Origin of the sequence: Streptomyces ruber, from assembly GCF_014648075.1 — a bacterium.
GTDB classification, from domain to species: Bacteria; Actinomycetota; Actinomycetes; order Streptomycetales; family Streptomycetaceae; genus Streptomyces; species Streptomyces ruber.
In genome coordinates this window covers 217,140-228,927 of the sequence record NZ_BMQK01000005.1, presented here as the reverse complement: position 1 = coordinate 228,927, position 11,788 = coordinate 217,140, and the positions used below count along the sequence as shown (strand labels likewise).

Here is an 11,788-nt window from a genome sequence, read left to right as displayed (position 1 = left end):
GGAGTACGGCGGAGCCCGTGGCCCCCGCCGGCATCACTGCAGGTACGCCGGGGTGCCCACGGGCAGGGTAAATCGGAACTCGGCGCCGCCGGCCGGGGCGCGGCCGACCGTGATGGTGCCGCCGTGGGCCTCGACGATGCCCTTGACGATGTACAGCCCGAGGCCCGTGCCGCCGCGCTTGCTGCCCCGCCAGAAGCGGGTGAAGACGCGGTTCATGGACTCCTCCGGGATGCCTGGGCCCTCGTCGCTCACGGTGACCGACGTGACGCTGTGCTCGTCGTCCCCCTCGCGCGGGGACGCCGAGGGCGTGATGTCGATGGTGACAGTTCCCTCGCCGTGGCGCACGGCGTTTTCGAGCAGGTTGCTGAGCACCTGGTCGATCTTGTCGGGGTCGGCCCAGAGGGCGGGCAGGGGCTGCTCGATACGGAGCAGGAACCGGTCGGCGGGCTGGCCGGCGGCGACGTACGCCTGGATGTGCCGTCCGACGGCGGCGCCTATGTCGACGGGCTGGCGGCGCACCTCCAGCCGGCCGGAGTCGATGCGGGAGATGTCGAGCAGCTCGGCGATGAGCCGGGTGACGCGGTTGGCATCGGCGTCGACGGTCTCCAGCATCAGCTTCTTCTGGTCGTCCGTGAACCGCTCCCACTTGGCCAGCAGGGTGGCGGTGAAGCCCTTGACGGAGGTGAGCGGCGAGCGCAGCTCGTGGGCGACGGTGGCGATCAGTTCGGCGTGGCTGCGTTCGGTGCGGCGGCGGGCCTCGGTGTCGCGGAGGCAGACGACGACGCGGCGCACGGGTCCGGTCGGCGCGGTGCGCACGTAGCGCGCGGAGACCAGCACCTCGCGCCCGCCGGGCAGCAGCAGGTTCCGCTCGGGCTGTCCGGCGCGGATGGCGAGGCCGCCGTAGGGGTCGGTCAGCTGCCACCAGCGGCGGCCCTCGAGGTCCTCCAGGGGCAGGGCCGCCTCGAGCCGCTGTCCGAGGGCCTCGGCCGCACGGACGGCGGTGACGCGCTCGGCGGCGGCGTTGAAGCAGACGACCCGGCCGTGCTCGTCGGCGACGACGAGTCCGTCGGGGAGGTCGTCGGGGTCGATGCCGAGCCCGGCCGGGTCACCGTGCCGGGCCGTGACCTGGGCGTGCACGTCCTGTGCACCCGGCGCTCTGCCCGTGCCGACGCTCATCGCCGTGTCCCCACCTCTCGTCCGGCGTCGGGGCAGCCTCCTGGAGCTCACGAGGGCCCCCCGCCCGGGCCTAGCCGGACGTGGGGTGAAGCCGAGAGTTCGGTGGCTTCCCCGGGCCCGTCACCCTACTAGCCGCCGACGGCGGAACGGCACCCTCCACGGCCGCGCTGGGCCCGGGCCGACGCGTAGAGACATACGGCGGCAGCGGTCGCGAGGTTCAGGCTCTCGGCCTTCCCGTGCAGGGGGACGCGCACGACGGCGTCGGTGAGCGCCCGCGTCTCCTCCGGGAGCCCCCATGCCTCGTTGCCGAAGACCCAGGCGGTGGGGCCGCCCATGGTGCCCTCGTCCAGCTCCTCGTCGAGGTCGTGCGCCCCGGCCCCGTCGGCGGCGAGGATCCGGACCCCGGCCTCCCGCAGCCCGGCCACGGCCTGTTCGACGGGGACGCCGACGGCGACGGGCAGGTGGAAGAGGGAGCCCACGGAGGCGCGTACGGCCTTGGGGTTGTAGAGGTCGACGGAGGCGTCGGTGAGGATCACGGCCTCGGCTCCGGCCGCGTCGGCGCAGCGCAGCACGGTGCCGGCGTTGCCGGGGTCCCGGACGTTGGCCAGGACGGCGACCAGCTTGGGCCGCTGCCCCAGGATCTCCTCGAAGGGGGTGTCCAGGAAGCGGCAGACCCCGACCAGTCCCTGCGGGGTCACGGTGGTGGAGATGTCGGCGATGACCTCCTCGGCCGCGAGGTGCACGCGGGCCCCGGCGGCGCGGGCCTCGCCGACGATGTCGGCGTAGCGCTCGGCGGCCTCCACGGTGGCGAACAGCTCGACGAGCGTGGCCCCGTCCCCGGTCCGGTGCGCGGCCGCCTCCCGCACGGCCTGCGGTCCCTCCGCGAGGAACAGCCGCTCCTTCCCCCGGAAGTTCCGCTTGGCGAGCCGCCGCGCGGCGGACACGCGGGGCGAGCGGGGCGAGATCAGCTCGGGAGTGGCGGGGGGCATGCGGTTCACCTTGTGCTTCGGCGGGTTCGGCGGTTCGGCGGTTCACGGGCGCGGCGGACACGACAGGACCCGCAGGCCGTGGCGGCCTGCGGGTCCGTTACGTCGGCTCAGTGCGAGCGCAGCGTCAGGCGGCCTTCGGCGCGTTGACGTCGCTCGGCAGCGCCTTCTGCGCGACCTCGACGAGCGCGGCGAACGCGTTCGCGTCGTTGACGGCCAGCTCGGCCAGGATCTTGCGGTCGACCTCGACGTTCGCGGCCTTCAGACCCTGGATGAAGCGGTTGTACGTGATGCCGTTGGCGCGGGCAGCGGCGTTGATGCGCTGGATCCACAGCTGACGGAAGTCGCCCTTGCGCTTCTTGCGGTCGTTGTAGTTGTAGACCAGCGAGTGGGTGACCTGCTCCTTGGCCTTGCGGTACAGGCGCGAACGCTGACCGCGGTAGCCGGAGGCCTGCTCGAGGATCGCCCGGCGCTTCTTGTGGGCGTTGACTGCCCGCTTGACGCGTGCCACTTTTTAACTCCTTGTAGCGGGGCCGCGGTGGTCGTCACGCGGCCCGGAATCGATTGGGTCCCGGTCCTGACGTACGGCGCGCGAGGCGCCGTACGTCACTTGCCGAGAAGCTTCTTGATCTTCTTGGCGTCGCCCGGGGCCATCTCGGCGTTGCCGGTGAGGCGACGCGTCACACGGGACGACTTGTGCTCGAGCAGGTGGCGCTTGCCGGAGCGCTCACGGAGCACCTTGCCGGAGCCGGTGATCTTGAAGCGCTTGCTGGTACCGCTGTGCGACTTGTTCTTCGGCATAGCGCCGTTCTCTCCTCGTCGTGGCGCTCCGGTGCCCGGTCGTGGGACCGGGCACGGTGAAGCGTCCTGTCTATCGGTTGGCACCCCCGGACCCGTGTCCGGGGATTCCCGGGGCTCGCGTCCCGGGTCAGGCTTCGGCGGATGCCTCGGCGGGGGTCTCGGCAGGGGCCTCGGAGACCGCCCCGTCCGCGGCGTTCTGCGAGCGGCCGGGGTTGGCCTTCGCTTCCGCCTTGCGGGCTTCCTGCGCCTGACGGGCCTCGGCCATCGCCTCGGTCTTCTTCTTGTGCGGACCGAGAACCATGATCATGTTTCGGCCGTCCTGCTTCGGGTTCGACTCGACGAAACCGAGGTCCTGGACGTCCTCCGCGAGACGCTGCAGCAGCCGGTAGCCCAGCTCGGGCCGGGACTGCTCGCGACCACGGAACATGATCGTGATCTTGACCTTGTCGCCCTGCTTGAGGAACCGGACGACGTGACCCTTCTTGGTGTCGTAGTCGTGCGGGTCGATCTTCGGCCGGAGCTTCATCTCCTTGATGACCGTGTGCGCCTGGTTCTTGCGCGCCTCACGGGCCTTCATGGCCGACTCGTACTTGAACTTCCCGTAGTCCATGAGCTTGCAGACGGGCGGACGGGCGTTCGCCGCGACCTCGACCAGGTCCAGGTCGTACTCCTGCGCAAGCTCCAGGGCCTTGGCAAGCGGCACGATGCCGACCTGCTCGCCGCTGGGACCGACAAGTCGCACCTCGGGAACGCGAATCCGGTCGTTGATGCGGGGCTCGGCGCTGATGGATCCTCCTCGGTAGCACCCCACGACGGTCTGGCGGACCGCCGCGTATGTCTGGCTGACATAGGGACCAACCATCGCGGCGCATGAAAAATGCCCCGGACGGGACGCAGGCGGGGCTCCATCATTGCCGGAGCACCGCCGCGGATCACCGCGGGGCGCAGTTCGGGCGACTCCACCGCCCGTACGGAACGGTGGGGTGCCTGACCGGTGACCTGCCGTCCCGGAGGATGGTCAGGTGGGAGTTCGGAGCCTCCACTTGCGGGCCGGGCACCAGGTGTGTCCGACCGGTCATCACCCAAGGTTAGCAGCTCACCGGAACAGGTGCGAACCGGCGTACGGGCGCCTCCCGCGCACGGGCGCGCGCCCTCCGGGGCCTATCGTGTGGGGCATGAGTGACACCTCCCCCTCGGACGCCCCCGAGACCTCCACGGACCCCGCCGGGGCCGCCGACTTCGACAGCATGGCCCGCGACATCGCGGAGGTCCCGGCGGTCGAGGTGCTCGTGACGGTCGCCGTGAACCTGATGAGCGCGGCGGCCGTGAAGCTCGGCCTGACCGAGGAGGGCGACGCGTACAAGGACCTGGACGAGGCCCGCAAGCTGGTGCACGCCCTCGCCGGTCTGCTCGACGCGAGCGCGACCGAGATCAGCTCCTTCCACGCGGCGCCGCTGCGCGACGGCCTGAAGTCGCTGCAGCTGGCGTTCCGCGAGGCGTCGCTCGTGCCGGACGAGCCGGGCCAGGGTCCCGGTGAGAAGTACACGGGACCGGTGTTCGGCTAGCGCGGCCGTACGTACAGGGGCTCGCCCGGGGGCGTCGTCCCGGCCGGCAGGAGTGCCAGGTCGAGGCCGCGGACCAGGCGGGCCCGCAGTGTCTCGTCGGCCGCGAGCCGTTCGGCCACGGCGCGGACGGCACCCGTCTGCCCGGCGGACGGGTCCAGGACCAGGGCGAGCGTGCCGTCCGCCCGGCCGGGGCCGAGGTGGGCGCGGAGCACGGCGGGCTCGGCGACGACGGCGGCGCGCACCGCCTCGACCACGGCGGGGTCGGCGAGTGGATCCGTCGTCGTCCGGCCCTCGGCGAGCGCGAGCAGCGCCGGACCCGTCAGTTCGAAGGCCACGGGCCCGGCCATGTCCAGCACGACCGTGTCGGCCCTCTCGTGCGCCGCGGCCTGCAGCGCCTGGTGCAGGGGTACGGCGACGGGGCGGGCGGCGGGGTCCCAGCGGGCCAGCGAGTCGGTGGACGTGAAGGCGGGCAGGGCGGTGCGGTCACCGGCCTTCAGCGTCGGCACGGCCATGTCGCTGGTCTTCTCCCGGCGCAGACCGTTCTCGTCCTCCTCGACCTCGCCCAGTACGGCGACGACGGGGACGAGCAGCCGGGCGCCCTTCAGCGCCTCGAGGACCGGCCCGACGGCGGTGCGGTCCTCGGCCCAGGCCGCCAGCGCCTCGCTCAGCCGCGGGTCGGCGGAGCCGTCGTCGTCGCGGAAGCCGGGGTCGGGAATGTTCTTGTTCGCCACGGTCACCGACCCTAGTCCAGGGTGTGAGCGGCTCGCCGCGGCCCCCCGCCGAGTACGCCCGCCGGCTCCCGGGCGCTGGGGAGTCACTCGGTGAGGTCGAGTGAGCGGAGTCCGGCGTCGAGCATGCGGATCGCCTCGCCGGCCCGTCCGGCGCCGTCGGGTGGCGTCTGAGCGCGTCGACCACGACCGGTGTGGCACGGCGCACCGTCCCTTCGAGGTGTCCGGCTCCGACGCTCCGATCGTCGCCGGCGACGAGTTCGGCCGCTCTGGCCGCATAGGCGCCGGCTTCCAGGATGTGCTTGACCTGGACGGCCTTGGCCAGCGGATGCAGTCAGGCGGCGCCTGCCGCGGACATCGCTGCCCACGCTGCCTCGCGCGCGGCCGCAGTGTGCGTGCTCTTGGCTGCCCCGAAGGCCGCCGACGCCGTGTCGCGCAGGGCTCTTCCGCGCTCGCCGCCCCGGGCGAGGGCCCACGCGGCGCCGATGGCAGAACGACTTCGCTCGCTCCCCTGTCATGCTTCCCTCCTCGACGACTCCCACCGGACAGCGCGGCGGTGAGGCGGTCCCGGCCGCCCATACCGGCCGCCCTCCGAAGCCGCCCTCCGAAGCAGACAGGATCGTCCTGCACCCCCTCCCCCCGGAGATGTCCATCGACGTGGGCGAGGGCGTTCTCCGGAGCGGGGGGCGGGGGCGCACACCGCTCACGGGGCTCATACGTTTCTCACCATCTCCTGACCCCTGTCTCGCCGTCACCCACGGAGCGCACAGGGCGTGCGTCGAGCATCGCCCCATGTCTTCTCGCCGTGCCCGCCGCCACGCCCGTCCGGCCCGGCGGCGTCCCCTCCTCTCCTCCGTGCTGGCCGCCGCCGTCGTCGTGTCCGGCACGGCCGCCGGAACCGTCCATGTGAAGCGAGAGGCGCTGGGGAAGGGGGGCGCCGTATCGTCGTCGCCGACATCGTCAGCGGCCCAGGCCGGGGAGGAGACTTCGGTGGAACCTGTGACGGCGCCCGAGGTGAACGGCGACGGCCTGCTCGCGGCCGCGCTCCGGGACGTGGCGGTGGAGGACGGCGCCGAGCTGTCCGTGGCCGTGCTGGACACGGCGTCCGGGCGGAGCGCGGTGTACGGGACGGCGCAGTGCGAGACGGCGAGCATCGTGAAGGCCGACATCCTGGCGGCGCTGCTGCTGCAGACCCAGGACGCGGGGCGGGAGCTCACCGCGCAGGAGCGGGAGTACGCCGCCGCGATGATCGAGGAGAGCGACAACGCGTCCGCGACCGCGCTGTGGCGGACGATCGGCGGGGCGGCCGGGCTCGACGCCGCGAACGAGCGCTTCGGGCTCACCGCCACCGAGGGCGGTCAGGACGGGCTGTGGGGGCTGACCCGGACGACGGCGGCCGACCAGCTCGTCCTGCTCCGGCAGATCTTCGGGGACGAGGAGGAGTCGGAGCTGAGCGCGGCCTCGCGCGGGTACCTCCAGGAACTGATGGGCGGCATAGCCGAGGGCCAGGACTGGGGGATCTCGGCCGCCGGGTCGGACTTCGCCCTGAAGAACGGGTGGCTGCCGCGCACCGCGACCGGGCTGTGGGTGGTGAACAGCGTGGGGCGGGTCACCGCGGACGGCGAGGAGCACCTCGTCGCGGTGCTGTCGCGGGGCAGCACCACGAAGGAGAAGGGCATCGCGATGGTGGAGGCGGCGGCGCGGGCGGCCGTGTCGGCGGTCTCGGCCCCGTAGCGGTCCCGGCCCGGCGGCGGTGGCGGTGGCGGTCTAGTAGTCGTCGGCGCCGTACGCGCCACGAGGCCCGGGGCGGCCCCGCCACACCAGCACCGACGTGCCGAGCAGCAGGACGCCGAGGCCGCCCGCGACCGGGGCCGCCCGGTCGAGGGCGCTCCCGTCGCCGTCCCCGTCGGGCCCCGCGCCGAAGTACTTCCGGTCGTACGTCGCCGCCGACAGCTTCTCGGGCGCCAGGCCGGCACCCGCCTCGATCGCGGCGGCCGGGTCGACGAAGCCGAAGCCGCGGGAGTCGTCGCGGCCGCCGTCGGGGGCGTCGCGGGCGGTGTCCTCCAGGAGCCGCTTGATCTGTACGGGGGTGAGGCCGGGGTGGGCCGCCCGGACGAGGGCGACCGCGCCGGAGACGAACGCCGCGGCGGCGCTCGTCCCCCAGCCCTGGTAGTACCTGCCGTCGGGGTCGGCTATGACCACGTCCACGCCGGGCGCGCTGACCGTGGCGTACCAGCGGCGGGTGGAGAAGGAGGCGCGGGTGCCGTACTCGTCGACGGCGGTCGCGGCGATCACGCCGGGGTAGGCGGCCGGGTACGAGATGTGGTCGCCCTTCTCGCCGCCGTTGCCGGAGGAGGCGACGACGACCGCGCCCTTGTCGAGGGCGTAGCGGACGGCGGCGTCCTCGGCGGGCTCGGGGTGGGCGGACTGGGAGTCGTCGCCGAGGGAGAGGTTGATGACGTCGGCGCCCTGGTCGGCGGCCCAGCGGATGCCTTCGGCGAGGGCGTTGCCACGGGTGTTGCGGGCCTCGGCGCGTGCGGGGTCCTTGTCCTCCAGGATGACCCGTACGGGCAGGATGCGGGCCTCGGGGGCGATGCCGAGGACGCCGTCGCCGTTGTCCGGCCCGTGTCCGTGACCGGCGATGATGCCGGCCATGGCGGTGCCGTGCCGGGCCCAGGCGCTGTCGCCCCGGCCCGCCCCGAAGCCGACCAGGTCCTTGCCGGGCAGCACGTTGCCCGCCAGGTCGGGGTGCTCGTCGTCCACGCCCGTGTCGAGGACGGCCACGGTGACGCCCGCGCCCTTCGTGGTGCGCCAGGCCTCCTCCGTGTGCATGGCCGCGAGGGCCCACTGCTGGTCCCGTATGCCGTCGGCGCGGGCGGTGGTCGGGGGGAGCAGGACGAGACAGGCGGCGATCAGCACGCCGACCCGGCCGGCCGCGCGGCGCGGCCCCGCCCTCACGAGGACTCCTCCGCCGCGGTGACGTCCTTGCGCAGGCCGCGCTCGATGCGGTCGGCGAGGCCCTTCGCCTCGTGGCCGAGGCCGGACTGGGCGGGCGCGGTGGTGGCGCCCGGCTCGACGGCCTCCCCGGCGGGCTGCGGCTCGCTGACGGCGCGGCCGTCGGCGAACCCGGAGACGGCGTACACGACGACCGGGGCGTCGGTGAGGACGGACAGGGTCCAGGAGGCGCGCTGGTCGTCGCCGAAGCCGGCCGCGGCGGTGTTCTCGGCGGCGTAGGGACGGGGCATGAGGTCGGTGCGCCGGTCGAGGCGGTCCTTCCGGAACCGGGACTTGAGGGATGTCATGGCGGCGGGGTCGGCCTCGGTGAACAGCAGGCCGACGGTGGTGACGTTGCTGCGGGTGGCGTCGGTGTAGGTGGCGCGCAGCAGGCGGGCGCAGCCGACGGGGGCGAGCGCCTTCTCCAGCAGCGGGTCGAAGGCGTCGGCGCAGCCGCCGTCGGGCGCTACGGCGATCCGCGTCCAGGTCCGGTCGGCGCCGCCGGGGCCCGCGCCGTCGCCCTCGACGGTCGGCGGGAACAGCCGGTCCACGGGGACGCTGTGCCAGAGCCGGCCGGCCGCCGCGAACGCCGAGTCGTTCCCTTCCTCGCCCGCGTCCCCGCTGACCAGGCTGCCGGCCACCGCCCCGCCCACGAGCCCGAGCCCGAGAACGGCACAGGCGGCCGCCGTCGCGATCCGCGCCCGGCCGGGCCGCGGCCGGATGTCGTCGTGGTACGCCCCGGGGTGGCCGGTGTCGGGCTGCGCGAAGGTCACGACGGGACGCCAGGGCGCCCGGCCGGCCGGGACGGGCCGCGGCCGGACCGTCGCGCCGACGGCGTCGGCCGTGGCGGGCGCGTCGGTACGGGGCGCGGCGCCCGCGCGTGCGCCGTCTGCGGGGGACGGCGGCGCGTCCGGGAAGCGGGCGGAGGCCGCGGGCGGAGGCAGCGTGACGGGGGCGGTGTCCTCCGTGGTCCGGCGGGCACCGGAGGGGCGCGGCCGTGGCGGGGTGCCGGTGGGTGCGGTCACCTGCGGGGTGGCGGGGGCGCGGGCGGGGCGCGGCGGGGGTACGGGTGTGCTGCCCACGGGTGGGTGCGACGGCGGGTGCGGTACGCGGGGGGCGTGCGGAGACGGCGGATGCGCGGTCGCGCCCTGAGTGGGGTGACCCGCCGGAGCGTTGCCCGCCGGGAGGTCCTCCGGTGCGGGCGGTGCGGCGGTGGTCCGCGGGTCGGCCGCTCGCGGGGGCGCCGGGGGGCGGGGCGGAGTCGTCGGGCGTGGGGGCACGGAGGCGCGGCGCGCGTCTGTACTCATGCTCCCCCGTTTCCGCGCACGACCGTCGTCCGGAGGCGGCCCGCCCGGGTCCCGCCCCGGGCATCCGTACCCGTGGCGGCGTGTCGCCATCCCGGCCGGGAGTCGTCCCCCGCGTGTCCGTCACTCTACGGGCTGACGCGTGCGGAGCGGGAACCAGTCCGCACGCCCGGTGCCATCTGCCCGGAACATCCCCCTACCTCGCGCTGATCGGCTCTGGCAGGCTTCGTGCATGACTGGCCGTGCCGCTGACCGAGCCCGTTACGACCGGGCGACCGCTCATCTCGACGCCCCCTGCGCGATCGTGGACCTGGACGCCTTCGACGCGAACGCCGACGACCTCCGCCGGCGGGCCGGCGGCAAGCCGGTCCGCGTGGCCAGCAAGTCGGTGCGCTGCCGGGCGCTCCTCGAACGCGTCCTGGCCCGCGAGGGGTTCGCGGGGATCATGTCGTACACCCTCGCCGAGTCCCTCTGGCTCGCCCGCTCCGGCTTCGACGACGTGCTGCTCGCGTACCCGTCGGCGGACCGCGCGGGCTACGCCGAACTGGCCGCCGACCCCAAGCTCGCCGCCGCCGTCACCGTCATGGTGGACGACCCGGCCCAGCTCCGGCTCATCGACGGCGCACGGCGGGGCGGCCGGGAGGAGATACGCGTCTGCCTGGAGCTGGACACCTCCCTGCGGCTGCTCGGCGGGCGGGTGCGGGTGGGCGCCCGGCGCTCCCCGCTGCATTCCCCCGCCGACCTCGCCGAGCTGGCCCGGGCGGTCGTCCGGCGGCCCGGCTTCCGGCTGGCCGGGATCATGGCGTACGAGGCGCACGTCGCCGGGGTCGGCGACGCGGTCGCCGGGCGGCCCCTGCGCTCGCGGGCCGTCCGGCTGATGCAGTCCGCCGCGAAGAAGGAACTCGCCCGGCGGCGCGCCGAGGCGGTGCGCGCCGTCCGGGCCGTCGCACCGGACCTGGAGTTCGTCAACGGCGGCGGCACGGGCAGCGTCCAGCACACCGCCGCGGAGGACGCGGTGACCGAGATCGCGGCCGGGTCGGGGCTGTACGTGCCGCGGCTGTTCGACGGCTACACCTCGTTCCGCGGCCGTCCGGCGGCGCTGTTCGCCCAGCCCGTCGTGCGCAGGCCCGGCGTCGGCGTCGTCACCGTGCTCGGCGGCGGCTACCCGGCCTCGGGCGCCCCGGGCCGCGACCGGCTGCCGGTGCCGTACCTGCCGGAAGGGCTGCGGTACGACGGGCAGGAGGGCGCCGGGGAGGTGCAGACGCCGCTGCTCGGGTCGCCCGCGGACGACCTGCTCATCGGCGACAAGGTGTGGTTCCGGCACGCCAAGGCCGGTGAGCTGTGCGAGCGGTTCGACGCGCTGCACCTGGTGTCGGGCGACGAGGTCACGGCGACCGTGCCGACGTACCGCGGTGAGGGGAAGACCTTCCTGTAGGGCCCTTCGTGCGCGCTACAGCGGCGTGACGTACGCGCCCGAGATCCCGCCGTCCACCAGGAAGTCGGTGGCGTTCACGAAGGAGGAGTCGTCGCTCGCGAGGAACGCGACCGCGGCGGCGATCTCCTCGGCGCGGGCGAACCGGCCGAGCGGGATGTGCACCAGCCGGCGCGCGGCCCGCTCCGGGTCCTTGGCGAACAGCTCCCGGAGGAGGGGCGTGTCGACCGGCCCGGGGCACAGGGCGTTGACGCGGATGCCCTCCCGGGCGAACTGCACGCCCAGCTCGCGCGACATCGCGAGGACGCCGCCCTTGGAGGCCGTGTACGAGATCTGCGAGGTCGCCGCGCCCATGCGGGCGACGAAGGAGGCCGTGTTGATGATCGATCCCCTGCCCTGGCGGCGCATGTAGGGGAGCGCGGCCTTGCAGCACAGGTAGACGGAGGTCAGGTTGACCTCCTGGACGCGCTTCCAGGCCTCCAGGCCGGTGTCCAGGATGGAGTCGTCGTCCGGCGGCGAGATGCCCGCGTTGTTGAAGGCGACGTCGACGCTGCCGTACGTGTCGTACGCCGCCTTGAACAGGGCCTCGACCTGGTCGGCGTCGGTGACGTCCACCTGTACGAAGAGGCCGCCGACCGCCTCGGCGGCCGCCTTGCCCGCCTCTTCGTCGATGTCGCCGCAGACGACGTGCGCGCCCTCGGAGGCGAGCCGGCGCGCGGTGGCGAGGCCGATGCCGCTGCCGGCTCCGGTGATCACGGCGGTGCGGTCCACGAGGCGGCGGCAGACGCTCTCTTCGGTCACG

At 74.3% G+C, this 11,788-nt stretch carries 12 protein-coding genes; 3 read left to right on the top strand and 9 right to left on the bottom strand.

The window, feature by feature from the left end:
* Window positions 1-33: 33 nt before the first annotated feature.
* From IEZ04_RS14950 to infC, 5 genes are all read right to left on the bottom strand, one after another.
* A complete protein-coding gene (locus tag IEZ04_RS14950) occupies window positions 34-1,176 on the bottom strand; it encodes a sensor histidine kinase (RefSeq protein ID WP_189217334.1) in 1,143 nt (380 codons plus the stop codon).
* Window positions 1,177-1,304: 128 nt separating this feature from the next.
* Window positions 1,305-2,165, bottom strand: coding sequence for a TrmH family RNA methyltransferase (locus IEZ04_RS14945; RefSeq protein ID WP_189217333.1), 861 nt, complete (start codon window positions 2,163-2,165; stop codon window positions 1,305-1,307).
* A 124-nt stretch (window positions 2,166-2,289) separates the two neighbouring features.
* Complete coding sequence (rplT, locus tag IEZ04_RS14940; protein WP_006141703.1) at window positions 2,290-2,673, bottom strand: 50S ribosomal protein L20; 384 nt, start codon at window positions 2,671-2,673, stop codon at window positions 2,290-2,292.
* Window positions 2,674-2,768: 95 nt separating this feature from the next.
* The gene (gene rpmI / locus IEZ04_RS14935; RefSeq protein ID WP_189217332.1) at window positions 2,769-2,963 is read right to left on the bottom strand and encodes a 50S ribosomal protein L35; all 195 of its coding nucleotides are present in this window, start codon (window positions 2,961-2,963) and stop codon (window positions 2,769-2,771) included.
* 127 nt (window positions 2,964-3,090) lie between these two features.
* Window positions 3,091-3,774, bottom strand: coding sequence for a translation initiation factor IF-3 (infC, locus tag IEZ04_RS14930; RefSeq protein ID WP_189217443.1), 684 nt, complete (start codon window positions 3,772-3,774; stop codon window positions 3,091-3,093).
* Between the two features lie 364 nt (window positions 3,775-4,138).
* Here infC and IEZ04_RS14925 point away from each other — a divergent pair, with 364 nt between their 5' ends.
* Window positions 4,139-4,528, top strand: a complete 390-nt coding sequence (locus tag IEZ04_RS14925; RefSeq protein WP_189217331.1) for a DUF1844 domain-containing protein — start codon at window positions 4,139-4,141, stop codon at window positions 4,526-4,528.
* Here IEZ04_RS14925 and IEZ04_RS14920 read toward each other — a convergent pair.
* Complete coding sequence (locus tag IEZ04_RS14920) at window positions 4,525-5,259, bottom strand: SseB family protein (RefSeq protein ID WP_189217442.1); 735 nt, start codon at window positions 5,257-5,259, stop codon at window positions 4,525-4,527. The two genes, IEZ04_RS14925 and IEZ04_RS14920, sit on opposite strands and share 4 nt — an antisense overlap.
* A 789-nt stretch (window positions 5,260-6,048) precedes the next feature.
* Here IEZ04_RS14920 and IEZ04_RS14915 point away from each other — a divergent pair.
* Complete coding sequence (locus IEZ04_RS14915; protein WP_189217330.1) at window positions 6,049-6,990, top strand: serine hydrolase; 942 nt, start codon at window positions 6,049-6,051, stop codon at window positions 6,988-6,990.
* A 33-nt stretch (window positions 6,991-7,023) separates the two neighbouring features.
* Here the strand turns inward: IEZ04_RS14915 and mycP are convergent, their stop codons facing one another.
* The gene (gene mycP / locus IEZ04_RS34810; protein WP_229821045.1) at window positions 7,024-8,214 is read right to left on the bottom strand and encodes a type VII secretion-associated serine protease mycosin; all 1,191 of its coding nucleotides are present in this window, start codon (window positions 8,212-8,214) and stop codon (window positions 7,024-7,026) included.
* A complete protein-coding gene (locus tag IEZ04_RS34805; protein ID WP_229821044.1) occupies window positions 8,211-9,332 on the bottom strand; it encodes a hypothetical protein in 1,122 nt (373 codons plus the stop codon). Before IEZ04_RS34805 ends, mycP begins: the two co-directional genes overlap by 4 nt.
* Window positions 9,333-9,786: 454 nt before the next feature.
* Between IEZ04_RS34805 and IEZ04_RS14905 the strand changes: the two genes are divergently transcribed.
* A complete protein-coding gene (locus tag IEZ04_RS14905; protein WP_189217329.1) occupies window positions 9,787-10,989 on the top strand; it encodes an amino acid deaminase/aldolase in 1,203 nt (400 codons plus the stop codon).
* Window positions 10,990-11,004: 15 nt separating this feature from the next.
* On the opposite strand, the gene IEZ04_RS14900 is transcribed toward IEZ04_RS14905, so the two are convergent.
* Window positions 11,005-11,787: a 3-oxoacyl-ACP reductase gene (locus tag IEZ04_RS14900; RefSeq protein ID WP_189217440.1), complete on the bottom strand. Its 783-nt coding sequence runs from the start codon at window positions 11,785-11,787 to the stop codon at window positions 11,005-11,007.
* Window position 11,788: the final 1 nt, after the last annotated feature.